Annotated in this window: 28 protein-coding genes; 11 read left to right on the top strand and 17 right to left on the bottom strand. The window is 62.7% G+C overall.

Annotation, left to right across the window (positions count from 1 at the left end):
- Nucleotides 1-211: 211 nt before the first annotated feature.
- Nucleotides 212-1,042 carry a 3-oxoadipate:acetyl-CoA acetyltransferase gene (locus G5S42_RS37180; RefSeq protein ID WP_176112008.1) on the top strand — a complete coding sequence of 277 codons (831 nt, stop codon included), beginning with the start codon at nt 212-214 and terminating at the stop codon, nt 1,040-1,042.
- A gap of 206 nt (nt 1,043-1,248) precedes the next feature.
- Nucleotides 1,249-2,157 (top strand): LysR family transcriptional regulator, encoded by a 909-nt coding sequence (locus G5S42_RS37175; RefSeq protein ID WP_176111693.1) that lies wholly within the window; start codon nt 1,249-1,251, stop codon nt 2,155-2,157.
- Nucleotides 2,158-2,196: 39 nt separating this feature from the next.
- Here the strand turns inward: G5S42_RS37175 and G5S42_RS37170 are convergent, their stop codons facing one another.
- The 3 genes from G5S42_RS37170 to G5S42_RS37160 form a co-directional block, all read right to left on the bottom strand.
- Nucleotides 2,197-2,511, bottom strand: a complete 315-nt coding sequence (locus G5S42_RS37170) for a four-helix bundle copper-binding protein (protein WP_176111692.1) — start codon at nt 2,509-2,511, stop codon at nt 2,197-2,199.
- A gap of 48 nt (nt 2,512-2,559) precedes the next feature.
- Nucleotides 2,560-2,706: a hypothetical protein gene (locus G5S42_RS37165; RefSeq protein ID WP_176111691.1), complete on the bottom strand. Its 147-nt coding sequence runs from the start codon at nt 2,704-2,706 to the stop codon at nt 2,560-2,562.
- 475 nt (nt 2,707-3,181) lie between these two features.
- Nucleotides 3,182-5,473, bottom strand: coding sequence for an FdhF/YdeP family oxidoreductase (locus G5S42_RS37160; protein WP_176111690.1), 2,292 nt, complete (start codon nt 5,471-5,473; stop codon nt 3,182-3,184).
- Nucleotides 5,474-5,639: 166 nt separating this feature from the next.
- Here G5S42_RS37160 and G5S42_RS37155 point away from each other — a divergent pair, with 166 nt between their 5' ends.
- Nucleotides 5,640-6,065, top strand: coding sequence for a CBS domain-containing protein (locus tag G5S42_RS37155; protein ID WP_176111689.1), 426 nt, complete (start codon nt 5,640-5,642; stop codon nt 6,063-6,065).
- Between the two features lie 64 nt (nt 6,066-6,129).
- On the opposite strand, the gene G5S42_RS37150 is transcribed toward G5S42_RS37155, so the two are convergent.
- The 9 genes from G5S42_RS37150 to G5S42_RS37110 form a co-directional block, all read right to left on the bottom strand.
- On the bottom strand, nt 6,130-6,372 hold the full coding sequence (locus G5S42_RS37150; protein WP_176111688.1) for a hypothetical protein: 243 nt from the start codon (nt 6,370-6,372) through the stop codon (nt 6,130-6,132).
- A gap of 27 nt (nt 6,373-6,399) precedes the next feature.
- Nucleotides 6,400-6,732, bottom strand: coding sequence for a Rieske (2Fe-2S) protein (locus G5S42_RS37145; RefSeq protein WP_176111687.1), 333 nt, complete (start codon nt 6,730-6,732; stop codon nt 6,400-6,402).
- A 1-nt stretch (nt 6,733) separates the two neighbouring features.
- Nucleotides 6,734-7,099 carry an SUF system Fe-S cluster assembly protein gene (locus G5S42_RS37140; RefSeq protein WP_376777150.1) on the bottom strand — a complete coding sequence of 122 codons (366 nt, stop codon included), beginning with the start codon at nt 7,097-7,099 and terminating at the stop codon, nt 6,734-6,736.
- A gap of 17 nt (nt 7,100-7,116) precedes the next feature.
- Entirely contained in the window at nt 7,117-7,566 is a 450-nt protein-coding gene (gene sufU / locus G5S42_RS37135; RefSeq protein ID WP_176111685.1) for a Fe-S cluster assembly sulfur transfer protein SufU, read from the bottom strand.
- Nucleotides 7,563-8,816 carry a cysteine desulfurase gene (locus tag G5S42_RS37130; RefSeq protein WP_176111684.1) on the bottom strand — a complete coding sequence of 418 codons (1,254 nt, stop codon included), beginning with the start codon at nt 8,814-8,816 and terminating at the stop codon, nt 7,563-7,565. Before G5S42_RS37130 ends, sufU begins: the two co-directional genes overlap by 4 nt.
- Nucleotides 8,813-10,138 (bottom strand): Fe-S cluster assembly protein SufD, encoded by a 1,326-nt coding sequence (sufD, locus tag G5S42_RS37125; protein ID WP_176111683.1) that lies wholly within the window; start codon nt 10,136-10,138, stop codon nt 8,813-8,815. Before sufD ends, G5S42_RS37130 begins: the two co-directional genes overlap by 4 nt.
- A 42-nt stretch (nt 10,139-10,180) precedes the next feature.
- Entirely contained in the window at nt 10,181-10,963 is a 783-nt protein-coding gene (gene sufC / locus G5S42_RS37120; protein ID WP_176111682.1) for a Fe-S cluster assembly ATPase SufC, read from the bottom strand.
- Between the two features lie 14 nt (nt 10,964-10,977).
- Nucleotides 10,978-12,426 (bottom strand): Fe-S cluster assembly protein SufB, encoded by a 1,449-nt coding sequence (gene sufB, locus G5S42_RS37115; protein ID WP_176111681.1) that lies wholly within the window; start codon nt 12,424-12,426, stop codon nt 10,978-10,980.
- 535 nt (nt 12,427-12,961) lie between these two features.
- Nucleotides 12,962-13,279: a hypothetical protein gene (locus G5S42_RS37110; protein WP_176111680.1), complete on the bottom strand. Its 318-nt coding sequence runs from the start codon at nt 13,277-13,279 to the stop codon at nt 12,962-12,964.
- A gap of 501 nt (nt 13,280-13,780) precedes the next feature.
- Here G5S42_RS37110 and G5S42_RS37105 point away from each other — a divergent pair.
- From G5S42_RS37105 to G5S42_RS37095, 3 genes are all read left to right on the top strand, one after another.
- Nucleotides 13,781-14,923 carry a porin gene (locus G5S42_RS37105; RefSeq protein ID WP_176111679.1) on the top strand — a complete coding sequence of 381 codons (1,143 nt, stop codon included), beginning with the start codon at nt 13,781-13,783 and terminating at the stop codon, nt 14,921-14,923.
- A 12-nt stretch (nt 14,924-14,935) separates the two neighbouring features.
- On the top strand, nt 14,936-16,663 hold the full coding sequence (locus tag G5S42_RS37100; RefSeq protein WP_176111678.1) for a tannase/feruloyl esterase family alpha/beta hydrolase: 1,728 nt from the start codon (nt 14,936-14,938) through the stop codon (nt 16,661-16,663).
- Nucleotides 16,664-16,815: 152 nt separating this feature from the next.
- Nucleotides 16,816-17,331: a hypothetical protein gene (locus G5S42_RS37095; RefSeq protein ID WP_176111677.1), complete on the top strand. Its 516-nt coding sequence runs from the start codon at nt 16,816-16,818 to the stop codon at nt 17,329-17,331.
- A gap of 185 nt (nt 17,332-17,516) precedes the next feature.
- Here G5S42_RS37095 and G5S42_RS37090 read toward each other — a convergent pair whose 3' ends face one another.
- The gene (locus G5S42_RS37090) at nt 17,517-18,383 is read right to left on the bottom strand and encodes an MBL fold metallo-hydrolase (RefSeq protein ID WP_176111676.1); all 867 of its coding nucleotides are present in this window, start codon (nt 18,381-18,383) and stop codon (nt 17,517-17,519) included.
- A 78-nt stretch (nt 18,384-18,461) separates the two neighbouring features.
- On the bottom strand, nt 18,462-19,676 hold the full coding sequence (hmpA, locus tag G5S42_RS37085; protein WP_176111675.1) for an NO-inducible flavohemoprotein: 1,215 nt from the start codon (nt 19,674-19,676) through the stop codon (nt 18,462-18,464).
- A gap of 386 nt (nt 19,677-20,062) precedes the next feature.
- On the opposite strand from hmpA, the gene G5S42_RS37080 reads away from it, so the two are divergent.
- Nucleotides 20,063-20,947 carry a manganese catalase family protein gene (locus G5S42_RS37080; RefSeq protein ID WP_176112007.1) on the top strand — a complete coding sequence of 295 codons (885 nt, stop codon included), beginning with the start codon at nt 20,063-20,065 and terminating at the stop codon, nt 20,945-20,947.
- 27 nt (nt 20,948-20,974) lie between these two features.
- Here G5S42_RS37080 and G5S42_RS37075 read toward each other — a convergent pair whose 3' ends face one another.
- On the bottom strand, nt 20,975-21,238 hold the full coding sequence (locus tag G5S42_RS37075; RefSeq protein WP_176111674.1) for a hypothetical protein: 264 nt from the start codon (nt 21,236-21,238) through the stop codon (nt 20,975-20,977).
- Nucleotides 21,239-21,512: 274 nt separating this feature from the next.
- On the opposite strand from G5S42_RS37075, the gene G5S42_RS37070 reads away from it, so the two are divergent.
- The 4 genes from G5S42_RS37070 to G5S42_RS37055 all read left to right on the top strand — a co-directional run bounded on the left by G5S42_RS37070 (nt 21,513) and on the right by G5S42_RS37055 (nt 23,108).
- On the top strand, nt 21,513-21,710 hold the full coding sequence (locus tag G5S42_RS37070) for a hypothetical protein (RefSeq protein ID WP_176111673.1): 198 nt from the start codon (nt 21,513-21,515) through the stop codon (nt 21,708-21,710).
- Nucleotides 21,711-21,796: 86 nt separating this feature from the next.
- Nucleotides 21,797-22,054 carry a hypothetical protein gene (locus G5S42_RS37065; RefSeq protein WP_176111672.1) on the top strand — a complete coding sequence of 86 codons (258 nt, stop codon included), beginning with the start codon at nt 21,797-21,799 and terminating at the stop codon, nt 22,052-22,054.
- Nucleotides 22,055-22,103: 49 nt separating this feature from the next.
- Nucleotides 22,104-22,421, top strand: a complete 318-nt coding sequence (locus G5S42_RS37060) for a hypothetical protein (protein ID WP_176111671.1) — start codon at nt 22,104-22,106, stop codon at nt 22,419-22,421.
- Nucleotides 22,422-22,508: 87 nt separating this feature from the next.
- Nucleotides 22,509-23,108 (top strand): hemerythrin domain-containing protein, encoded by a 600-nt coding sequence (locus G5S42_RS37055; RefSeq protein ID WP_176111670.1) that lies wholly within the window; start codon nt 22,509-22,511, stop codon nt 23,106-23,108.
- A gap of 31 nt (nt 23,109-23,139) precedes the next feature.
- Here the strand turns inward: G5S42_RS37055 and G5S42_RS37050 are convergent, their stop codons facing one another.
- Both G5S42_RS37050 and G5S42_RS37045 read right to left on the bottom strand, forming a co-directional pair.
- Entirely contained in the window at nt 23,140-23,427 is a 288-nt protein-coding gene (locus G5S42_RS37050; protein WP_176111669.1) for a hypothetical protein, read from the bottom strand.
- Between the two features lie 101 nt (nt 23,428-23,528).
- On the bottom strand, nt 23,529-25,346 hold the full coding sequence (locus G5S42_RS37045; RefSeq protein WP_176111668.1) for an HAD family hydrolase: 1,818 nt from the start codon (nt 25,344-25,346) through the stop codon (nt 23,529-23,531).
- Nucleotides 25,347-25,442 lie beyond the last annotated feature (96 nt).

Raw genomic sequence — 25,442 nt, 5'->3', positions numbered from 1 at the left:
GCCGCTTCGCCCTCGTTGACTTCGAGAGCATCCTACCGAATTATTTCAACAAACTTACATCGTGACTGCGCGATTATCGGCAAGACGGCACGCGTAGCCTCCCCGAATCTTTTATTCACAGACGCGAACCTGTCCCCTTCCCCGGCAATATAAGTTGCACCCTTTTGAACTAGACTTGGAAAATGGAAAATCGGGAACGGGAGTGTTAGCCATGAGTGAACCGTGCATCATCTCTGTTGCGATCACTGGCTCAGTTCCGCGCAAGAAGGACAACCCGGCTGTGCCGATCACGATCTCCGAGCAGATCGAAAGCACCCAGGAAGCGTACGAAGCCGGGGCATCCCTCGTTCATCTGCACGTGCGCGACGAACAGGAGAACTCGAGTTCCGACCGATCGAGTTTCGCCGCACTTCAGGACGGCATCCGGAAGCACTGCCCTGACATCATCATTCAGTTTTCGACAGGCGGTCGTGGCCGTTCGTTCGAGCAACGCGGCGCCATGCTCGACCTGCGCCCGGATATGGCGTCGCTGGCAACGGGCTCCGTCAATTTCCCGACTACCGTCTATGAAAATCCGCCGGACTTCGTGCGCGCGCTTGCGCAAATGATGCTCGACTACGATGTCAAACCGGAAATCGAAGTCTTCGATCTGGCAATGTTGTACAGCACGGCAGATCTCGTTCAGCAAGGGCTGCTGAAGTCTCCGGTGCACGTTCAATTCGTGATGGGTGTAAAGAACGCGCTGCCTGCGCGCCGCGAGATTCTCGAGTTCGAGGTCCAGCAACTCAAGACGCTATTGCCGGATGCAACATGGACCGCCGCTGGTATCGGACGACACCAGTTGGAGGTCAATCACTGGACTCTTGAAATGGGCGGGCACTGCCGCACCGGTCTCGAAGACAATGTGCGCTGGGACAAGGACACGCTGGCAAAGAGCAACGCGCAACTCGTTGCACGGGTGGCCGCTTTGTGTGATGAATACGGCCGGCCGGTGGCAAGTGCGGCCAAAGCGCGCGAAATGCTCGATCTTCCTCCGAGATAGGCCGACGGGGCGGGCCACTCGCTCTCGTCCGGCGTCCGCGTAAGGGGGCGCCTGAATGCGCTACTCAGCCCGACCGGGGCTCCGAGCCGTAGGTATTCGCTCAATGCTCCCGGCGTCGGGCTGTCGCTTCGTCTCCAGGTTTTGCAGCCCGACCGCATAATCGCGCTACGATACGCGTCGCACTTTGTCGAATCTCATACTCCGTCATGCTCGAACGCTTTCATCTCACCCTGATCCGCGAAGTGGACCGGCAGGGCTCGCTCACGGCGGCAGCCGGTGCGCTGCATCTGACGCAATCAGCGCTGAGCCATACCGTCAGGAAGCTCGAGCAGCAACTCGGCACGCCGGTCTGGGAACGTGACGGCCGCAACCTGCGCCTCACGCAGGCGGGTCAGTATCTGCTGTCGCTCGCCGATCGGCTGCTGCCGCAGTTCGAGCACGCCGAAGCGCGCATGAAGCAATACGCGAACGGCGAGCGCGGCACACTGCGCATCGGCATGGAATGTCATCCGTGTTACCAGTGGCTGCTGAAGGTCGTGTCGCCGTACCTCGCGCGCTGGCCCGATGTCGATGTCGACGTCAAGCAGCGCTTCCAGTTCGGCGGCATCGGCGCGCTGTTCGGCTACGACATCGACGTGCTCGTCACGCCTGATCCGCTGAAGCGGCCCGGCCTCAGCTTCGAACCCGTGTTCGACTACGAGCAGGTGCTGGTGGTGGCCGACGGGCATCGGCTGGCCAACGCGCGTTACGTGGAGCCCGAACAGCTCGTCGATGAAACGCTGATCACCTATCCGGTCGACACCGACCGCCTCGATATCTACAACCTGTTCTTGCGCCCCGCCGACGTCGCCCCGCGCCGTCACAAGACGATCGAAACCACCGACATCATGCTGCAGATGGTCGCAAGCAAGCGCGGCGTGGCCGCGCTGCCGCGCTGGCTCGCCGAGGAATACGCCGACCGTATGCCGGTGGTCAGCGTGAAGCTCGGCAAGGCCGGCATCGCCAAGCAGATTTTTCTCGGCACGCGCGATGCGGATGCGTCGCTCGACTATCTGGGTTCGTTCGTCGAGTTCGCACGCAAGTCGAACTGGAAGGGCTCGAAGCCGCGGCGCTAAAGGTTGCGTGCCGCGGGTCACACGCGGACCCGCGTTCTGTCATAGCGCGCGGCACGCTTCCGCGCAACGGCGACACGCATCGCTGCAATCCTGGCAATGCTGCGCCGGATGACGCGCGCATTCGTCGGCGCAGACATCGCAGAGGCGCGCGCAGAGGTCGCAGAAATCGCGCATGAACTGCGTGTCGCGCGCGAGGGCCTCCGAAGTCAAGCGGCACAGCGCTGCGCAATCCATGTCGAGCCGGATGCATTTTTCCATTTCATCGAGATGCCGCTCAGCGATGCACGCGGAGTAACACCGGGTACAGGCGCTCGCGCAACGGTCGAGCGCGTCGATACAGTCCTGGGGGGTCATTGCGGTTCCTTGGCACATGATGGTGCGGCAACTCCGCGGCTGCGCGCGTCAACCGTCCTCGCCCACTTCCTGCGGCTCGGGCAGATCGGGGAGGTCTTCGGTGGTTGGCGGCTCCGGTTCGCCCGGCATGTTTGGCAGGTCCGTGTCGTCGTCGTTGGCGGGCGACTGTTGCACGGAATGCTGCGTTGCGCTCATGGTCTGCTCCTTCAGGTTTCGTTCGATATGCCTGTCAGTGAGCATGCGGCAGACCCGCGACGCACCACAATCGGCCAGGGACGCCGATGCGGCGCATGTGCGTCATGGGATCGGCATCGGGCGATTGGTTGCCGCGCTGTCCCGAGCGCGCGTTATTTACCTTCACATTCGACGCGTAAGCCTCCTTCGAGCGGTGCTCCCTGAAAAAAGGCGATCACCCGACATTGCGACGTGATCGCCATTAAGCGTTTCTGGAGAAACGCTGTCCCCGAATCCGTAGGGGACGTCGCAGTATACGAACACTATGTGGCGACGTGCTGTGTCCTTAAGTGTCGAGTAACGGACACCTGCAGTCCGGGACTGGCGCGACTATCATGAAGGTGGGCACGCGCTTATCATGCCCTTCACGCGCTGCCCGGGTGTAATTCAGCGGCCGGCACAGGTAACGATGCCGGCCTTTTTGTGTCAGCGCCGCTCACCGCGTGGCCGCCAGCACGCGCACTGGAATCGATTTCGCCCCCGGCACCTTGCTCTCTTTCGCGTAGTGCCACAGCGGCAGCAGCGGATTGCATTCCGGGTAATAGCCACCGATGCATCCCTGCGGCACATCGAACGGCACGACGCTCAGCCCGTCGACGCGGCGCTCGACACCGTCGTCCGCTATCGTCTCGAGGCCGATGCGGTCACCGTGCGCGAGCCCGCGCTTCTCCATGTCGGCGGGATTCATCAGGATCACCATGCGCGAACCCTTGATGCCTCTGAAGCGGTCGTCGAGGCCATAAATGGTCGTGTTGAACTGGCTGTCGCTGCGCAGAGTCATCAAGCGCAGCGAATCGGGCTCACGCTCGGGCATGTCCGGATCTTCGCCGATCGAAGTCGGCACCATGAACTCGGCCTTGCCGCTTTTGGTCTTCCACTTGCGCTCGCGCGCGGGCAGCGGCCGTATCACGCCGCCGGGTGTCCACATGCGTGACTCGAAATCACCGAACATCTCGGGCCACGTCTTCGCCATTTCCAGCCGTACCCGCGAATAGTCGTCGCGCCACGCATCCCAGTCGACGCTCGAGCGCTCGCCGAGGGTCGCCTTCGCGATGCCCGCGACGATGAACGGCTCCGAGCGGATCGTCGGCGCGGCCGGTTCGGCCATGCCATGCGAACCATGAAAGTGCGCCGTGCTGTCTTCCATCGACACCGCTTGCGCGCCGCTCGCCTGCCGGTCGATCTCGATGCGGCTCAGGCACGGCAGCAGATACGAGCGCTGGCCGTGCACCAGGTGGCTGCGATTGAGCTTGGTCGCCACATTGACGGTCAGCCCGAGCGCGGCCCAGGCCGGTTCGGTGCGCACCCGGTCGGGCACCGAGCGCACGAGGTTGCCGCCGAGGTTGATCATCGCGTTGACCTTGCCATCGAGCATCGCCTCGAAGGCTTCGACGATGTTCATGCCTTTCTCGCGCGGCGGCTCGAACGAAAACTGCCTGGCCAATTGATCGAGCGGCGCGAGTTCCGGCTTTTCGGTGATGCCGACCGTGCGCTGACCCTGCACGTTCGAATGACCGCGCACCGGCGACGGCCCCGCGCCCGGCTTGCCGACATTGCCGCGCAGCAGCAGCAGATTGCACAGCATGCGCACGTTTTGCACGCCCATCCGATGCTGCGTGACACCCATGCCATAGTGGATCATCACCGCGTTCGCCTTCATGTATTCGTCGGCGGCCGCTTCGAGCGCGGTGCGCGGCAAGCCGCTCACGCGTTCGATGTCGTCCCAGCTCGCCGCGCGCGCGTACTGCGCGAACTGCTCGTAGCCGTTCGTATGCTCGCGGATGAAATCGACATCGACGACCCGCGCGCCGCCCGTACTGACCGCGCGATCGTCCGCTTCGATCACGAGTTTGCAGATGCCGAGGATCGCGGCGGTATCGCCACCCGTCTTCACCTGATGGTATTGCGTGCTGATCTGCGTATCGGTGGGTGTGAGCATGTCGACCGGTGACTGCGGATTTGCGAAATGCAGCAGCCCCGGTTCGCGCAAAGGATTGAACGTGATGATCGGCACGCCGCGTTTGCGCGCGTCCTGCAACTGATGCAGCATGCGCGGGCTATTCGTACCGACGTTCTGGCCGAAGAAGAACATCAGGTCGGTCTTCTCGAAGTCGTCGAGCGAGACCGTGCCGACGCCAACGCCAATCGCTTCCTTGAGCCCGACGCTGGTGCTCTCATGGCACATGTTCGAGCTGTCGGGCAGATTGTTGGTGCCGTACATGCGCGCGAAAAGCTGCAGCATGTACGAGGTTTCCAGCGATGCGCGGCCCGACGTGTAGAACACCACGCTGGCCGGGTCGAGCGTGCGCAGCTCGGCGCCGATCGCATCGAATGCCTGCTGCCACGACACCGGCACGTAGCGGTCGGTAGCCGGGTCGTAGCGCAGCGGCTCGGTGAGCCGCCCCGCTTCCTCGAGATCGTGATCGTGCCACTTCGCAAGCTCGCAGACAGTGTGGACCTCGAAGAAATCCGGCGTTACGCGTTTGGCCGTCAGATCCCACGCAGTGGCTTTCGCGCCGCTTTCGCAGAACTCGAACGTATGCGGATCGGCCGGCTTCGCCCACGAGCAGCTGACACACATAAAACCGTCGGGCTTGTTTTGATGCATCAGAACCTGGCTATCCTTCAGCGGTGCTTTTTCCCGAAGCAGGATCGTCGCGACCGCCTTGACGGAACCCCATCCACCCGATGCGTAGGGATATGCAGCGCTTTTGGCTTCATTGCTCATGACTCCACCCGTCTGGTCAAAAATGTCACGTCATGATGGGTCAGCACGTCACGTTCCCGCCTGCGGCGCCGGGCGGTACGGTGATTGCTGCGCCGCTGATTACGGATGAAAGACCGGTTCGACAAGCTGTCGCTAGCCAGCATCGGCCCACTGGAAGGAGAAGATCATGACAACTGTTGCGGAAGTGATGACACGCAATCCAGCGTCCATCGGACTCCGCCTGACCATACGAGAAGCTGCACAATTGATGACTGAACTGAACGTCGGCGTGCTACCCGTTTGCGAGGACGGGGAGGTCGTGGGCATGCTGACTGACCGGGATATCGTGACGCGCGCGGTAGCGCTAGGAGCGTCGACCGAGGAAACGATAGAAGGAATCGTCAGTGGTGAACCGAGCTGCTGCTACGAAGACGACGACGTCCAGGCCGTCAAGGACAGGATGGCGGACGCGCAAGTCCGCCGGATTCCCGTCGTGGATCAAAGCGACCACCTGATCGGAATCCTTTCCCTCGGGGACCTTGCCACGCGCTCCGATGACGAAATTTCTTCAACGCTGGGGGCGATTTCCACGCCTTGCGAACCGGAGCGCTAAAGCAGCAATACGCGCCGTGAACTCAACAGCCAGCCATTCGACGGGGGTGTCCGCGTCGCGTGATCTATCCCCGGCGTACGTAGTGATCGGATACGACGTGGCGCCCATCGATCCAGGCGATCGCGAGTTCCGTCGCCTGGACATGAGCGTCGTTCGGCTCCGCGAAATCGCCGTCGACGCCCAGCGTCCGCGCTTCGCCTGTCTGGTCGGTCACAATGGCTGCCGCCCTATAGCGATCGCTGTCCGCGGGAGTAACGACTGATCGGATCAGCAAACCGCGGTACTTGGTAACTTGATCGGTTTTCATAGAGTCTCCCTATGGTGAAGGTCTCTTTCATGAAGCGCTGTCGTCGTCGCGCGCGTCGCGCACCTGCAGCACACCAGCCTCGATGCGCACCGGAAACACCGCCACGTCTTCGTAGGCCGGCGGAGCCAGCACCTTGCCGGTCCTGATACAAAAACGGGCGCCATGACGAGGACATACCACTTCATCATCCTCGACGGCACCGCCAGTCAGGATGCCGCCGTCGTGCGGACAGGTATCTTCGATCGCGTAGCAGACGCCATCAAGATTGAACACCGCCACCTGTGTGCCGTCCACGTCGACGCTGCGTACCGAACCCGGCGGGAAATCCGTCATCGCCGCGACTTCGACCCAGTTTGTCATGTCAAAGCATTCCCAATTGCAGACGGGCGGCTTCGGACATCCGCTCTTTCGTCCACGGCGGTTCCCACACCAGCTCGACGCGTACCGTATTGACGCCTGCCACCGAATAGACGACATCTTCGATCGTCGCGGGAAAGGTCTGCGAGACCGGGCAGCCCGGCGCCGTTAGCGTCATGCGAATGGACACGTTGCCCGTATCGCCGTCGACGTCCAAGCCGTACACCAGCCCCAGATCGTAGATGTTCACGGGAATCTCCGGGTCGAACACCGTACGCAACGCGTCGATCACACGCGAGCGCAGGTCGCCGTCGCCGGGCTCCGGCCCATCTGCCCGTTTCAGCCAGTCGAATGCGCTCTTCCTGTTCACCTCACTTCCTCCACTAATCATTCCGTCGAGATGGTGCCGCACTCGTCATGCAATGCTGCATGGAGCGTATGCCATGCGAGCGTCGCGCACTTCACGCGCGCCGGAAATTCCCGTACACCCGAGAACACCGCGAGCTTGCCGAGGTGCGAAGACGCGTCCGCCGGCGGCGCCGTCATCATCATGTCGTGAAACGCCCCGAAGAGCGCCTCCATTTCCGATTCCGTGCGCCCCTTGAGCGCTTCGGTCATCAGCGATGCCGATGCAATGGCGATTGCACAACCTACACCCTCGAACCCAACGTCCGCCACGACGCCATCCTCGATGCGCAGATACAGCGTGATGCGATCTCCGCACAACGGGTTATAGCCCTCCGCCTTGCGATTGGCATCCGGCAGCCGGTGACGGTTTCTCGGTCTCCGGTAGTGGTCGAAAATCACTTCCTGGTACAGGTCGCGCAGACTGCTCATTGCCCAAATACCTCCTGCACGTGCGCCATTGCCTTGACGAGTGCCTCCACGTCGGCCCGCGTGTTGTACAGCGCGAATGACGCACGCACGGTTGCCGGCACGCCGAAGCGCTGCATGACGGGCATCGCGCAATGATGGCCGGCGCGCACCGCGACGCCGTACTGATCGAGAATCGTACCGACGTCGTGTGCATGCACGTGGTCGAGCACGAACGATAGAATGGCCGCCTTTTCGGTTGCAGTACCGATCAGCCGCAGATGTGGCATCGCACGCATTGCATCGGTCGCATACGCGAGCAGCCCGGCCTCATGTGCGCCGATCGTTTCGCTGCCGATTGCATTCACATAGTCGAGCGCCACCGCGAGCGCGATCGCCCCGCTAATGTCCGGTGTGCCCGCCTCGAACTTCCAGGGAATGGCGTTATAAATGGTCTTGTCGAACGTCACCGAGCGGATCATGTCGCCACCGCCCTGCCACGGCGGCATCGCTTCCAGTCTGTCCGCCTTGGCGTACAGCACGCCGATTCCCGTCGGTCCATACACCTTGTGCCCGGAGAACGCATAGAAATCGCAATCGAGCGCGCGCACGTCGACAGGCAGGTGCGCAACCGCCTGCGCGCCGTCGATCAGGACAGGCACGTCGCGCGCGTGCGCGGCCTCGATCATCCGCGCGACCGGGTTGATCGTACCGAGCGCGTTCGATACATGCGTGATCGCCACGATGCGCGTACGCTCGGCGATCATCTGCCGGTAGGCATCGACATCGAGCGCGCCGCTGTCATCGATCGGCACGACCTTCAACACCGCGCCCGTCTGCCCGCATACGAGTTGCCACGGCACGATGTTCGAGTGATGTTCCATCGCGCTGATCAGGATCTCGTCGCCGGGCTTCGCGAGAGGACGCACATAGCTCTGCGCAACCAGGTTGATCGCTTCCGTCGTGCCGCGCACGTAGACGATTTCCTCCGCGCGCGCCGCATTGATGAAGCGCGCAATCCGTTCGCGCGCACCTTCGTACGCGTCCGTGGCGCGCTGCGACAACTCGTGCACGCCGCGATGCACGTTCGCATTTGCATGCTCGTAGTAGTCGCGCTGCGCGTCGATCACGGCCGAAGGTTTCTGGGTAGTCGCGCCGTTGTCGAGATACACCAGTGGATTGCCGTGTATGAGCTCGCGAAAGATCGGGAAGTCGCTTCGCCAACGCGCCACCGTCTCGTCGTCCGGGATCATCACAGGTTCGATCGGTTTCATACCAGTCCCCGAATGCGCTCACCTTCCGGCGTGCGCGCGAGCAGCATTTGCGTCAGTCGGTCGCGCACCGCCTCGATACGCACGTGCTCCAGACTGCTGCGCGCAAACGCCCAGATGAGCAAAGCCCGCGCCACGCGTTCGTCGATGCCGCGTGAGCGCAGATAGAACAGCTGGTTCTCGTCAAGCTGGCCAACGGTTGCGCCATGCGTGCACTTGACGTCGTCGGCATGGATCTCCAGTTGCGGCTTCGTGTCGATCTGCGCATCGCGCGACAACAGAAGATTGAAGTTTGACTGATGCGTGTCGGTCTGCTGCGCGTGACGATGCACGACCACGTTGCCGTTGAATACGCCATGTGACGCACCGTCGAGCACCCCGCGGTAGTGCTCGCGGCTCGTTCCGTGCGGTTTCTCGTGATCGATGCGCGTGTGATGATCGACATGCTGCCTCGCGCTCGCGATATACAGCCCGTTCAGTTCGGCGCGGGCATCGGCGGCCTGCAGCCGTGTGTCGATCTGCGTACGCGAGAGTGCCCCACCGAATGCGAACGAGTGCGACGTGAAGCGGCTCGCCCGCCGTTGCGAGACGTCGACATGCGCAATATGGAACGCGCTGCGTGCTTCATGGTGGACGCGGCAATGCTGCACGTCGGCCTCGTCGCCCGCCACGATCCTCGTGACGGAATTGACCAGATACGCGTCGTCGGAAAAACCGGCAAACTGCTCGACGATCGAGCACCGCGAGCGCCCGTCCGCCAGTACCGTGTTGAACGGATGTATCGCGAGGCCGGCTTCGTCGGTCAGGAACAGCATGACGAGCGGCGCATCGATCGCACAGTCCGGCGGCAGCAGGACCACGTAACCGTCGCTCAGGAACGCCGTGTTCAGGGCCGCGAAGCCATCGGGCGCTGCCTGATGCGCAATGACGGCTTTCAGCCGCTCCGGTATCTCACGAATGGCACGCGTGAGACTGCCGACAAATGCGCCGTCCGGCAACGGCGGCATGCGCGACAGCTTCGGCATATGGCGGCCGTTGACGAACACGAGCCGACCCGCTGTCCCGTAGGGCACGAGATCGTCGACGATGCGCTCCACATCCAGGTCGTCGCTGCGCCGCGACGTGAAATGCCATGACCGCTTCGCGATGGTCGCCACATTCGTGTACTTCCAGTCTTCGAGCCGAGTTGTGGGAAAGCCAAGCCCTTCGAATTTTTCGAACGCCTGGCGCCTCGCGCTGCGCAACCACGGAAGTTCCGCGCCGGGCAGCGTACTCGACAGGGTCTGGAAAGACTGATGGAGGTACTCGAGCGTCGGTTCACTCATTTGACGTCTACTCCTCGCGATATCGCGTATGACCGCCTCGTGTCAGTACGGGTTAGGCGGCCCAGAATCCGGCCCGTTCGGCGCATCCGCATCGAGCCATCCATAACCCTTGCGCTCCAGTTCAAGTGCCAGCTCGCGCGTTCCGGATTTCGCGATACGCCCCTTTGAAAGCACATGCACGCAATCGGGCACGACGTATTCGAGCAAGCGCTGGTAATGCGTCACCAGAACGATTGCGCGGTCCGCATGGCGCATCTGATTGACGCCTCGCGCAACCACTTGCAACGCATCGATATCGAGCCCCGAATCGGTTTCGTCGAGAATCGCGAGGCGCGGCTCCAGCACCGCCATCTGCAGCACCTCGTTGCGCTTTTTCTCACCCCCTGAAAACCCTTCGTTGACCGCGCGATGCAGCAGACTTTCGTCCATCTGCATGAGCGCCATTTTCTCCTTCACCAGTTGCAGGAATTCCATTGCATCCAGTTCGGGTTCGCCGCGGTGCGTGCGCTGTGCATTCAACGCGGCCTTCAGCAGATACACGTTGCTGACACCCGGTATTTCGACAGGGTATTGAAACGCGAGAAAAAGCCCTTCGCGTGCACGCTCTTCCGGCGCGAGCGAGAGCAGGTCACGGCCCGCATACTGCACGCTGCCACCTGTTACGCGGTAATGCTGGTGGCCCGCCAGCACGTTGGCAAGCGTGCTCTTGCCCGAACCGTTCGGGCCCATGATGGCGTGCACCTCGCCCGCGTTCACACACAGATCGACCCCGCGCAGAATCGGCTTGCCTTCTACTTCAACGCTCAGTTTGCTGATTTCTAGCATGACCGTGGTCCCTGTCAGCCCGTGCTGCCTTCAAGACTTACGCCGAGCAGCTTTTGTGCTTCGACGGCGAACTCCATGGGCAGCTCCTTGAAGACCTCCCTGCAAAATCCGTTGACGATCATCGACACCGCTTCTTCCTCCGAAAGGCCTCGCTGTCGGCAATAGAAGAGCTGGTCCTCGCCGATGCGCGACGTCGATGCCTCATGCTCGACCTTCGCGGTCGGGTTTTTCACCTCGATATACGGAACCGTGAGTGCACTGCAGCGATCGCCGAGCAGCAGCGAATCGCACTGTGTGTAGTTGCGCGCGTCCTCCGCCGAGCGGGCAATTTTCACGAGCCCACGATAGGCGTTCCTGCCGTGGCCGGCGGAAATGCCCTTCGACAGGATCGTGCTGCGCGTATTGCGACCCAGATGCGTCATCTTCGTGCCGGTGTCGGCCTGCTGATAGTTGTTGGTGAGCGCCACCGAATAGAATTCGCCGACTGCGTTGTCGCCTTGCAGGATCACGCTCGGGTATTTCCACGTGATGGCGGAGCCAGTTTCGACCTGTGTCCACGAAATCTTCGAGTCTGCTTCACGGCAATCGCCACGCTTGGTCACGAAGTTATAGATGCCGCCGCGCCCGTGCGCATCGCCCGGATACCAGTTCTGCACCGTCGAGTAGCGGATTTGCGCACCCTCCAGCGCGACCAGTTCCACCACTGCAGCATGCAACTGGTTCTCGTCACGCATCGGCGCAGTACAACCCTCCAGATAACTGACGTAGGCTCCCTTGTCCGCAATGATCAGCGTTCGCTCGAACTGTCCCGTGTTCTGCGCGTTGATGCGGAAATACGTGGAAAGTTCGATCGGGCAACGCACGCCCGGTGGGATATAGCAGAACGACCCGTCGCTAAAGACCGCGGAGTTCAGCGCAGCGAAAAAGTTGTCGGTATGCGGCACCACTGAGCCGAGGTATTGCCGCACCAGTTCAGGATGAGTCTGCACCGCTTCCGAAAACGGACAGAACACGATGCCGAGCGCGCCAAGCTTTTCACGAAACGTCGTCGCGACCGACACGCTGTCGAACACCGCATCCACCGCGACGCCCGCGAGGATCTCGCGCTCCTCCAGCGGAACGCCGAGTTTCTCGTACGTGCGCAGCAGTTCCGGATCGACATCCTGCAGACTCTTCGGGCGATCCTTCGGAGCAATCGGCGCCGAATAATACGCAATGTCCTGATAGTCGATAGGCGGGTGCTCAACCGATGCCCAATGCGGTTCGTTCATCGTGAGCCAGTGCCGGTAGGCCGCGAGGCGCCAGGCGAGCATGAAGTCGGGTTCATTCTTCTTTGCTGAAATCAGGCGGATGACATCTTCAGACACACCGCGCGGCAACGTATCCGACTTTACATCGGTCACGAATCCGTGCCGGTATTCGCTCCGGATCAGCTCGTCAATTCTCGATACACTTGAACTCATGCAGACCTCCGCTTTCAGCGTTGCGGCGGCCCGATCGCGCGCTTGGGGCGATCACGGAATCACGTGTGCGTAGCCGCTGGCGGGCTGTCCTGACGGCTCCAATTGCGTCAAACAGCGTGATCCGCCTGGCGACTGCCGTAGCCAATAGCGGATAGCCGTGCATCGGCGAGGCTGCCAATACTCTCCACGGTGTCCGGATCGCGTGCCATTGTGATCGTGATCACCGTGACCTAGTCGGCAAGCGTGCTCATGCGCAACATGATTAAGCCTCCGCGAACCGTACCTGTCTGGTCTGGTTTCACATTCAACCCTAGCACCGCGCCGCCGCTGATAAAAGAAAGACATCACTGCGCGTGTACGTTCTCGCTGCTGTCGTCAACTCGGCCTTGTCGCGGCTTGCGTCGAGGTACGACGATTGCGGAGCTTGAACTCCCGCGAAGGTGTCTTCTGATCTTTGACACCAGAGAAGCGTAGTGCGCCGGACCCTAGGGTAGTCGAATGCCGGTGCTCGGACCGGATCACGCGTCGAGGCGAACTACCGGGAACAACGTTCCAAAGCAGCTACCGCTCTGTGGGTCGCTTCGACGATTTCCACGCACTCTGCGTGGCGACGGGTGTGCTCGATCGTTGAACACTCACCGGCGCGGCTCACTTGCGCCAGATCGGCGCGAGCTTTTTCCAGCGCCGCCGACGGTGACCCATTGTCTGCAATCAGCTTCGCCAGATCGAAGACCGTGCCGGAAGACAGTTCCACGTATGCCGGGCAAGCAGCGCTGGCGGCGCCGCTGTATACCCAGAACCCCGCAATGGCAAATACGACGCGTCGTGCCACGCTAGTAGTCAAATTACTCATGGCAACATCCTGTTTGCTCCTTACTGGGCCCAAGCCGATTCGTGTGTTGTTTGCATAACTCCAGCGTCCACGAAACGGCCTGCAAAAATACCCGCGTCAGTGCCGAAATTCCCCGCAAGCTTGCGCCCTCACTTCCGACCTGGCGCTCCGTGGCCGTCGCATCCTGCATTCCCGCTCCAACTCTACGAGATGGAAGATACGCGCTACCAACGGACTAAAAGCTTACTCGGACGCAGGGTTGTGCGGGGGAACTAGGGGAATCTACCGAATACTTCGCGCTTGCGTTGTCAGGGTACCTGATATCAAATACAGAACATCACGACGGACGGACGGGCGCGTTTTCAGGACGCGCTTAATTTTTAACCATAATATCAGCCTACCTGATATTTAATTGTCGCACTCAGGCCGCTGCGCCGGCTCCGAGCGAAAGACCAGGTCGTACCCAAGATCCACAACCGCAGCTCAACAAAAAAAGCAAACAACAGGTCCGGAGATATCACCATGCAATTGAAGTCGACTCACGTCCTCATGTTCGGTGCGCTCTGCGCGCTGAGCGCAGGAGCCTCGGCGCAATCGAGCGTCACGTTGTACGGCATCGTTGACACAGGGATCGAGTATGTCTCACACGCGAACGCGAACGGCGACAGCGTCGTTCGCATGCCATCCGTTACCGGTGAGTTCCCATCGCGCTGGGGGCTGCGTGGCAACGAAGATCTAGGCGGCGGCTACAGCGCTGTGTTCACTCTCGAAAGCGGCTTCAACCTGCGCGATGGCAGTTCCGGACAGGGCGGCAGGCTGTTTGGACGCCAGGCGTTCATCGGCGTGAAGAGCCCGTATGGAACGCTCGCGTTCGGCCGTCAGTACACGATGACCTATCTCGCGGTCCAGGGCGCCGACATCATCGGTCCGGACATCTACGGCATGGGCTCGCTGGATGCCTATGTGCCCAACGCGCGCACCGACAACTCGATCACCTATCTCGGCTCGTACAAAGGCTTTACGTTGGGCGTGGGTTATTCATTCGGACGGGACGCTGCGGGTACCGGCAACTCGCCGGGACAAGGAACCTGTACCGGCTCCGTTCCAGGCCACGCCACGGAATGTCGCGACTGGTCCGCAATGCTCAAGTACGACTCGCAATATTTCGGCGCTGCCGCGTCGTACGAGGAGCAACGCGGCGGCGCGACGGCAGCCGCCAACTTCTTCGACGGTGTTGCGCCGACACCTCTGATCAACGCCGCGGACAAGGACGCCCGTACGCAACTGAGCGCCTATGCGCAGTACGCAGGCGCGAAGATCGGCGCCGGTTGGATTGGACGCCGCGTAGTGACCCAGTCGCCAAGCGTGCCCAATATCCGTTCGGACCTGTTCTTCCTCGGCGCTTCGTACATGGTCACGCCTGCATTCCTCCTCGATGGCGAAGTGTTTCGCATCATCAATAGCGACCACGATACCCGCGCCACGATGGGAACGTTACGCACCACCTATCTGCTGAGCAAGCGTTCGTCGGTCTATGCGCAGGCAGCGTATCTGGCGAACAGTGCGAAGGCGCGCTATTCGGTGAGCGGCGGCGGTGGCGGGACCACGCCAGGCGCGGGCATGGGTCAAACGGGCGTGATGGTCGGCATCAAACACATGTTCTGATACGGGTCGAAAATGAAACGAACTTCAATTGCTGTATGCGTATCGGCCGTGTCCGCGATGCTGGCGGCCTGCGGCGGCGGTTCCGACTCCCTCTCCACCAGTGCGACGCAATTGCCTCGGCTCTCCGCCGCACAACCCGCGACGCTGTCGGGAGACTGCGCCGCGCTCGCCGCCAGGTTGACGTTTGCCAACACGACCTTTACCTCAGTCACCGACGTGCCGGCCGGAACGCTCACGGTGGCGGGAAAGTCCGTCCCCGAACATTGCGTGATCGAAGGAAAAATGAATCAACGCACGAGCGCCGTTGACGGCCGGACTTATGCGATCGGTTTTGAAATGCGGCTGCCAATTGCGTGGAATGGCCGCTTTTTCTATCAGGCCAACGGTGGTCTCGACGGCAATGTGACGCCGGCGACGGGAGTGCTCAGTGGCGGGGGCCCGCTGAACAACGCGCTGAACATGGGCTTCGCCGTGATCAGTTCGGATGCAGGTCATTCCGGGTCGCAAAACCCGTTGTTCGGTCTCGATCCCCAGGCGCGTCTCGACTATGGCTATAACGCCGTCGCTACGCTCACGCCGATGGCCAAGCAGGTGATCAGGTTGGCCTATGGCAAGGGCCCCGACCGCAGCTACTTCGAAGGCTGCTCGAACGGCGGCCGTCATGCGATGGTGGCGGCAGCCAGATCGTTCGCGGATTACGACGGCATCATTGCCGGTGACCCCGGCTTTCATTTGCCCAAGGCAGCGATCGGGGAGTTGTGGAGCGCGCAACAGCTCGCCACCGTCGCGACCGCGACGACCTCGTCCGGCATTGCCGATATCACCACCGGCTTGACGACTACTGAAAGGCAGCTGATCGCATCGAAGATCATCGCGAAGTGTGATTCGCTCGATGGTGTGGCGGACGGAATGGTCCAGGACATCAAAGCGTGCCAGGCGAACTTCAATCTGGCCACCGACGTACCGACGTGTTCGAGCAATGGGCGCGACGGCAGCTGTCTTACGGCGGCTCAAAAGCAGGCGGTTGGAAATATTTTCTCCGGGGCGAAAAACAGCGCCGGCACGGCGCTCTATGCGAGCTTTCCTTATGATGTCGGTATCAACGGATCAGGCTGGGCCGCGTGGAAGCAAGGCAATTCCATCAGCCTTGATCCGGCCGCGGCAGCCTTCGTGTTTACGTCGCCGCCGCAAAGCGCTTCGATCCTCGGTTCGATGGGTGCCTACGGTCTGAACTTCAGCATGGACAATGATGCGCCGAAGATCTTCGCCACGAGCGGGATCTATTCCGAGTCTTCGTGGTCATTCATGACCCCGCCGAACGAGACCGATCTGAGCGGTCTGCGGAGCCGGGGCGCGAAGTTGATCGTCTATCACGGAACGAGCGATCCGGTGTTCTCGTCGAACGATACGACCGACTGGTATCAACGCCTATCGACGGCTAGTGGCGGAGACGCAAGCAATTTCGCTCGGCTCTTCACGGTAGCGGGGATGAACCACTGCAGCGGCGGTCCGACGGCCGATCAGTTCGACATGCTGACGCCCATGGTGGCATGGGTCGAGCAGGGGCAAGCACCGAACCAGGTCATCGCAACGGCTCGCGACACCAGCAACGCGATTCCGAATAGCGAAGTGCCGACTAGCTGGGGTGCCGGGCGCACGCGTCCGCTGTGCGCCTACCCGAAGGTGGCCCGCTACACGAGTGGAGACGTGAACTCGGCGAGTAGTTTCACTTGCAGCTAAGGCACTGACTCTGACCTGGCGAGGGAATCGGCGCAGTCGGCCCCGGCCGATGCGCTGTCCCGTCCGTGCGGAACGCGACATGCTGCTCCTTGCGCATACCTCTGTCCGCGATCATCGGGCGTGCGTTTGCGCCCCCGCACTGGAGCGCTGCCATGAAAATGCGCGAGTACAAAATCGGTTCGCCGTGGTATCAGGCCGTCTGTGCGACGCTACGCCGGGCCGTCCCATCGGGGCTGTTGTCCGGGTGCCTGTCGGCGGCGACGGCCTCGGCGGCATCCGCGGACGCATCGGGCAGCCCGCTCGCGCCGATCAATGCGGTCACCCACTCCATGTGGCCGCAACGCGCGTTGCGCGAACGCGGCTTCAGCATCCGCCATACGGTGACCGGCTTCGCGATCCATCAGGCGGCCGCCATCTTCTGGGCATTCCTGTTCGAGCAACTCGTTGACCGGATGGCCGGCCCTGTCCCGTCACGACGGCCCGGCGCCGCCGCGCTAGCCGCCGCCGCGACGGTGGCAAGCGCGTACGTGGTCGACTACAAGGTGGTGCCCAACCGGCTCACGCCGGGATTCGAGGCGCACCTGTCGCGTCGCTCGCTCGGCAACGTCTACCTGGTGCTCGGCGCCGGCCTGCTCGCGGCCGCGCTGCTGCGGCGGCCGGATCGATGAAGACTGCGCGCGCAAAAAAAGCGACCAGCCTTTGACCGGCATGGTCGCCACAAGCGCATTTGAGAACGCTGTCCCCACGAGTCCAAGCGGAGGACAAATCGAGTATAGGAAACCGGTCCGCACCGCAGTCTGTCCGTAAGCCCTGCATCGCGGACAGTTCTCCACGCGAAACGCGTCGCGCACCATCATCCTGCCATCTGCTCCGCCGGCACCGCCACTGAACGGCCCGCGAGCCGCTCGAATTCGTCGACCTCGTGGCTGCAAAAAATCCTCAGCGCGGGACTCGCCCGCTTCGCCAGATCGCGCAGTCGGCGCTGGTTGTACAGTCGTGCCGCGCGGTCCTTTTCGAGCATCCACTGATAGAAGCGCAACCCGGGCGCGCAATGCGGACGCACCGGGTCGAGCTCGCCGTTGTCGAAATAGGCGTCGCCTGCGAGCAGCAACCAGCCGCCGTCGCCGTTCACCGCGACGCCCGCTTGACCATAGGTATGGCCTCGTAGCGGCACTAGTGCGATCTCACTCGCGAGTTCCTCGATCGGATGCACCTTCGCGAAGCCTTCCCAGCGCTCGGTGTATTGCGGCGAATGCACGCGCCACATGTTCTGATACGACCACTGCTGCGGCCTGAAGCGCTGCCGGTCGAGCCAGGTCTTCTGCTGTGCCGCGTACTGACGCTCGCTCGCGAGCATGTGCACGGTCGCGTGCGGAAAGTCATCGAGGCCGCCCGCGTGATCGGAATCGAGGTGCGTCATGACGATATGGCGCACCTCGGCCGGGTCGAAACCAAGCCGCTCGATCTGCCTGATCGCCGTCATTTCATTCCGGAACTCGGGCTTCAGCAGCCTCAGAAAGAATTTGCCGAGGCGCGAATAGGGATCGGCGACATCGCGCAGACCGAAACCGGTATCGACGAGCACGAGCCCCGCCGAACTTTCGACGAGCAGACAATGGCAGACCAGATGCCCGCGGCGAATCAACGATTCGGGTTGCCCGTTGAACAGCATGCCGCACAACGGGCAGGTCGAAATGCAGTTCAGATGGTGCACTCTCATGCCGCACTCCCCGTCTTGGGAACTGCATTCCTGCTTGACGCTTCCGCGGCAACTGTTGCGCGGAACGCGCCGTATGCGTCATTCAGCGAACAGATCTGGTCCGAACACCTCGTAGTGAATCTTCGACTCGTGAATGTCCAGGTTTTTCAATGCGTCGTGCTGTAGCCGCATGAATGGAACCGGACCGCAGATGTAGTAGTCGGCGCCGGGCAACAGGATCTCGTCGCGCAGCTTGCCGAGGTCGATGAAACCGGCGTTGTCGTAGTCGCGGCCCTGCACGTCGGTATCGAGCGGCGCGTCATAGAACACGATCGCGCGGAAGTTCGGCTGGGTGGCGGCGGTCTGCTGCAGACGGTCACGCATCGCGTGCACCGCGCCGTTGCGTGCACCATGAATGAACACCACGCGCCGCTGCGGGTCCTGAATTGCGCGCTTCAACATGCTGACCATCGGCGTCAGACCGACGCCGCCGCTGATCAGTACGATCGGCGTCTTCGCATGGACATCGATGTAGAACGTACCGTACGGCGCTGCCAGCTTCACCTCGTCGCCGACGTTCACGTGATCGTGCAGCAGCGAGGACACATAGCCCGCCGGCCGCCCGGCCTCGCCGCTCTCGCGCTTGACCGAGATCCGATAGCTATGGCCGTTCGGCAGGTCGGACAAACTGTATTGCCGGATCTGCTGCAGGCCGAGCGCGGGCACATCGACGGCAATGCCGATGTACTGTCCCGGCTCGAAGTTGGCGACCGGCTGTCCATCCTTCGGTTCGAGGATGAACGACGTGATCACGCTGCTCTCGGGCCGCTTCTCCTTGACGACGAACGTGCGCCATCCGGTCCAGCCGCCTGGCTGCGCCGCGCGCGTTTCGCGCAATTCGGACTCCATGCCCATCAGCACGTCCGCGAGATTGCCGTATGCCTGCGCCCACGCGGAGATGATGTCGTCGGTCGCGGCGTCGCCGAGCACGTCCTTGATCGCGCCCAGCAGATGTTCGCCGACGATCGGATAGTGCTCCGCTTTCACGTCGAGGCTCGCGTGCTTGTTGGCGATATTGCGCAGCACCGCGGCGAGACTGCCGGGGTCCTCGATGTTCTCGGCGTATGCGTACACGGCGCGCGCGAGCGCTTCCTGCTGCTGCCCCTGCTCCTGATGCGCCATGTTGAAAACGTTTTTCAGTTCGGGATGCGCTTCGAAGAGCCGTCTGTAGAAACGTTGAATGATCGTATAGCCGTGCGCGGCCAGAACCGGGGCCGTCGCTTTTACGATGTCCTTGGTTTTCTGCGTCAGCATTTCTTTCCTCCTGCAGTAGGACGACTGGTTACCTCGCTCGTGCGCGCAGCAGCGCGGATATCTGAGTCGAGTGCCTCGCTCACATGCAAGTTCCTGGGGCATTCGTCCGCTGCTTCAAGCCTATCCGGGCGACCATGCTGCTCCAACCGATGCCGGCTGTCCATATGCCAAAGGCCACGGACATGCCGATGACGATCAGCGCGCGGCATGGGGTAGACGCCATCGGCCACTGCGCACGCCATCGCGGGCCGGCCAACGACGCGATGCGAGAGCCGGCCAGGAACACGGCATGCGAGGCGATCCACGCGCCGCTCGCGACGAACGGCGCTCCGCACGCGTGGCACGGCGGATCGAAGACCCAAGTACCAACTCCAATGGAGGTCACGATGTTCATGCACAACAAAAGGCTGCAATACACGGTTCGCGTCGGCACGACCAATCCCGGGCTTGCGAATCTGATGCTGGAGCAGTTCGGCGGTCCGCAAGGCGAACTGGCCGCCGCGATGCGCTACTTCACGCAGGCCGTTGCGGAAGAAGACCCCGGGCGCAAGGACATGCTGTTCGACATCGCCACCGAAGAGCTGAGCCATCTCGAGATCATCGGCTCGATCGTCGCGATGTTGAATCGCGGCGCGAAAGGGGAACTCGCCGAAGCGGTCGAGCAGCAAGCCGATCTGTATCGCAAGCTCAACGGCGCGGGCAACGACAGCCACCTTACGCAGGTGCTATACGGCGGCGGACCGCCGCTGACGAACTCCGGCGGCGTACCGTGGAGTGCCGCGTACATCGACACGATCGGTGAGCCGACTGCGGACCTGCGCTCCAACATCGCCGCCGAAGCGCGCGCGAAGATCATCTATGAACGGCTGATCAACGTCACCGACGATGCCGGCGTGCGCGAGGCGCTCGGCTTTCTGATGACCCGCGAAGTCGCGCATCAGAAGTCGTTCGAGAAGGCGCTGTATGCGATCACGCCCAGTTTCCCGCCGGGCAAGCTGCCGCCGAGACAGGAATTCGCGAGCGTCTACTACAAGATGTCGCACGACGGAGCGGTGATCAACACACCGTGGAACAGCGGCACCGGTCTCACGATACGGACTGGTGAGCCGGCGGTGGATGGCGGCGACGGCAATGCGTCGGTGAGCCTCGAAGCGCAACAGCAAGCCGCGGTTACCGCGATGGCCACGCGTCTGCGATCCGACCCCTCGAGCGATCCGACGACCGGCGCCGAAATAGGCAGCGAAGTCCCGCGCAGCAACGAGCTCGGGTGATCGCTCAAGTCGCTGCCGCGGGTATCGTCAAGGTCCGAAAAACGTGTTGCAGAACTTGCCGGCCACGTTGCAGGTCGGTTGACCCGAAGGCTGCGCCGTGCCGGCTTCGGGCGGCGTCGCGCACGCGGCCGTCGCGGCGATCGCGAATGTCATGACGAGCGCTGTGCGCAGCGCCGCCGTGCGACGGTTTTTCGCAGCGCGCGCCGCGTCGCGGTTCGGATCGCACCTCGCGGAATTTTCGCGCTCCCGCGCATCGATGGCGCGAGGGCAGCCTCGTCGGACGTCAGGCATTGCGCCCTCCTTCAACCGCCATTCACATTGACTACGCTACGCCAAATCGGTCGCGAACGGGTTTCTTCGAATTCGCGCGAAGGCGGGGCCGCGCGCCCCAGCATGGCTGTCCGCAACGTCAGAGTTTCGGACATACGCCTCTATGCACCTTCTTGCGGTTGCCAGCGTATGCTGATTCCGGCGTTTTCCGACACGTCGCCAGACCGGTACGACTTACTGTCGACAACGCGACAAACGTACGTTCCGTGAAAAATTGACTGCTCAAGGAAAGACCATGCTGAGCCCTCATGAATTTGCGGTTTTTATGCTTGTGAAGGCATCGCCGGATTACACCGATATAGAGCGCGAAGAATTCGACGCGCTGCTCGAGCGCCAACTGGTCGCGCTCGAAAGCGCACCGTCAGGCGCGCATCGTCCGCGTGTGACGAACCACGGCGAATCGTTGCTCCAGACCCTGATGCGAAAACGTTGAGGCGGTACAGGCGCGCCGAGCGAGCGACGCGGTAGGGTCGAAACGCTGACTCACGACAACGACTAACAACAAACCGGAGAGAACCTGTGAATGCCGCGCGCAACTATAACGACGCCGCCAACGAACTGAAGCACATCAGCACGATGGTCCAGCGGCTCGAACAACTCGTTCACCGCGACTGCGTCGACTGGCAGGGCACGGTAGTTGCAACGCCCGCTTACTGGCGCGCGCGCATCGAGGCCAATGCCGAACTGCCGCCGGCGCTGCAACCGCAAGCGCGCCTGCTGCTCGCGCGGCTCGCCACGCTCGAAGCACGCAGCGAGCGCCGTGGCCGTCGTGCATGATCGGCGCGCACCGGCGCGATCACACACTTACGCGACGAAGGACATGATGATGCGGACCTACGAATACCACGGGTTCACGATCGAGGTGATCGTCGAGGCGGACTTCACGTTGCGCCCCGCCGGGCGCGCGGCGGTACGCACGCGCTATGCGGCGGTGGTTCACATCTATCAGGCGGGTGCCGCGATTGCCACGTTCTCGCCGCTGCGCTTCGACATTGCCGGCGGACGGCCATTCGACACCGAGGCCGATGCGTTGATGGGCGGATATAGCGCGGCGCGCCGAATCGTCGACGACCTGTTCGCCCGTGCAGCGGACGCCACGGACTCCGCCTTGAGCGCACTGTCGAGCAGCAAAGAGCTCCGCTAGCGGGCGCTGGCGCACGCTTGACCCATTGTGGGGCATCAGGAATGGCGCATGCGGTATCCGCGAGCACCCTTTTCGTGGAGAAACACCATGTCCAATGACGCCTCATCGTTGTCGCCGTCGATTACGTCGATGATCCGCCTCGACCATATGCACGTGCTCGCCGCTTCGCACCGATACCACGCGTCCACGCCGTGGTGGCGAAAACGCGCGATCGTCAACGGCGTGTGCGATGCGCTTGAAATCCACGCGCAACTGGAGGAAGAAATTTTCTACCCGGCGCTAGACCGCGCGCTGGGCAACGACGAGACACTGACCAAAAGTCGTTCCGAGCACGACGAGATGCGCGCGACGATCGCAAAGCTGCGCGCAATGGGCCCCGAAAACGCCGCGTACGACGGGCTGTTTCTTCAACTGATCCGCGAAGTCGCCCATCACGTCGCCGACGAGGAAACCATCCTGCTGCCCGACGCCGAGCGCGTGCTGAAAAACGAACTGCAGTCGCTCGGCGCCGCGATGACGCGCCGCCGGATGCAGTTGCTCGGAGAGCGTCCGATGAACATTGCGGTGAATGCGGCGGGTACGTTTCCGATCGCCACGCTGCTACTGGGATCGACCTTATTGCTCGCGTTGCGGCGCAGCCTGCCGAGGTCGCGTCGCGCGGCACGGACGCAGCGTCAATATGAGTAGCAGATGCGCGAACGACTGGCGCAAGCTGGCATCAACGATTCGCGCCGGGCGCCGACGGCGTCCGCGCGCGCCGCTGTTTCGTCTTGTGGAGCGTGCCCGGGTCGACGAGCGTGGCCGCGACGCGGCGCGCATTCTCGGCCGCGATGTCCTGCGCGTCGCCCCACGACACGTGGCCACACGTCCCGCGTCGCTCGAAGACCGTGCCATGTCCGCCGCCCCGCTCGGTCACGAGCACGATCCATTGGAAAGCACCTTCCGAATCTCTGATGACGGTCCAGCTTACGAGGAAGTCGGCCATCTCTATCGCCTGCACACGCATGTTCGGCTCCTTCGGTCCGTTGCATCGGACCGTTTTGAGCGGAGATGCGCATTGCGCGTGCCTGGCGCGGACCGCGCGCGCGTCGCGTTGCAATCCCCGCCTCACGGCCGCTGATCCGTGTCGGACCGACGCGGGTCGGGCTCGTCGCGACTTTGCGGCGAGCCTGTCAACACCGCGGGCAGCGAAGGATTCTCCGGTTGGGTGTAGCGCGCGTGGATCGCCGCGCGGATGCGCGCGAGGCTTTGCGCGGCATCGAGCGCGCTGTCCTGCTCGATGCCGCGTGCTTCGTCGGCCAGGTCCGCGTCGCCGATCTGCTGTTCGAACCAGCGCGAATAGTCGCCACGCTGGCGATGAAACTGCCATGTCGCCGCATCGACACCCTCGGCAATCTCGATGAACAGCACGAGGTTGTGCGCGCGCAGGTTCAGCGCGTTGTGCTCGCCGCGAAAGTAAAAGCTGCGCTCGGGAATCAGCAGCCCCTCAGCGTACTTGCGACGATGCCGGCGCTTTTCCTTGCGGCCGGGCTCGAGCCGCACGAGCTGCGGCGGCGCGGCGGCGCTGACGCGCCATAACAGCGCGTCGCCTTTGGCGAGTTGCGCCCCGTCGCCGCTCGACGCTGGCGCATCACGTCCACTTGCCGCCGCAAAGCGCTGCAAGGCCGCATGCGCGCCGTCGCCCATCGCGAGCACGGTGCCGACCTGCTGCAGCAACACCGGCGATAACTGCTCCGGCGACACGGTGACCGCCAGCGCCGTTTCCAGCGCATCCGGAATCGCCTGGTTCGCGCCGGCCCATTGCGCGGGAAACACGTGATGCGCCTCTTCGAACACGAGCCAGTGCGGCCGCCCGGTGCGCGTGCGCAGACGCTGCACCTGCAACAGCAGATTCGCGCAGAACAGCGGCCGATCCGACGGCGGCACCCGCAGCAGATTGAGCGCGATGGCGGGCCGCGCCGGACGGCGCAGCAACTGCATCGCCTCGTCGATCGACGGTGCATTGCCCGCATCGCCGAGCACGAAGGTCGCATCGTCATTGTCATAGTCGCCTTCAGGATCGACGATGCACATCTGGCAGCCCGCGCCCGCGAGCCGTTCGAGCAGGCCTGCCGTCGCGGTGGACTTGCCGCAGCCCGATTCACCGACGAGCAGCACGACGCTGCCGTACGCGGGCAACGACAGCGGCTCGCTGTCCGGCGCATCACGACGAGGGCCGAGCACGATGCGATTGCGCGGCGACGCATCGGCGATGCTGCGCAGATCGTCGGCGACGAGTGCGTCGATCAGTTCGGCGACGCCCGCGCCCGCGACGCCGCCCGTCACGATAGCGGCGTGCTTCTGCAACTCCGGCAAGGCGTTCGCGACAGTCGCCGCGAGGCCGCACGCGTCGAGCAGCGCATGGTCGTTTTCCGCGTCGCCGATACCGGCCACGTTCAGCGGCGACAGTTCGAGATCGGCGAGCGCCGCGCTCAGGCCGCTCGCCTTCGACACGCCCGGCGCCACGATCATCACCGCGTCGCCGTTGAAGATGATCCGCAACTCGAGCCCAAGGTCGCGAATCACATCGAGCGCGACATGCTCATGGGGCTTCATCGTCGCGACCAAAGTCTGGCTGACACTGAAAGCGTTGGGCGCGCGCCGACGTAACTCCGCGACGAAATTTTCCGGCGGTGCGGGTGCGAGCAGACGGCGCGCGCCATCGGCCGGGCAATACAGCACGCCACCGTTTTCCGCGACCACGCGCGAAAACAGCTCGATGCGCGGGCAGATCGCGAGCAGGTCGTCGAGCTCGCGTCCGCTGACGAGGATCGCGTGACGGCCCGACGCGCGCAGGCGTTCGAGCGCTGCCCACGTCGAATCGGCGACCTGGCCGTCGGTGGCGAGCGTGTTGTCGTAGTCGGTCGCGAGCGCAAAAAATCGCATGGTGCTCGACTCCTTCGATCGATTCATGGGTCCGCTCAGCAAGCGCTATACCTCACGACCCGCGCCCAACGGTATGGGGCTTGCTGCGGGTCGTGT

It is taken from the genome of Paraburkholderia youngii (genome assembly GCF_013366925.1).
In the GTDB taxonomy this organism is placed as follows: Bacteria; Pseudomonadota; Gammaproteobacteria; order Burkholderiales; family Burkholderiaceae; genus Paraburkholderia; species Paraburkholderia youngii.
Note: the sequence above shows the minus strand (reverse complement) of the source record. Positions and strands in the feature narration are given on the sequence as shown.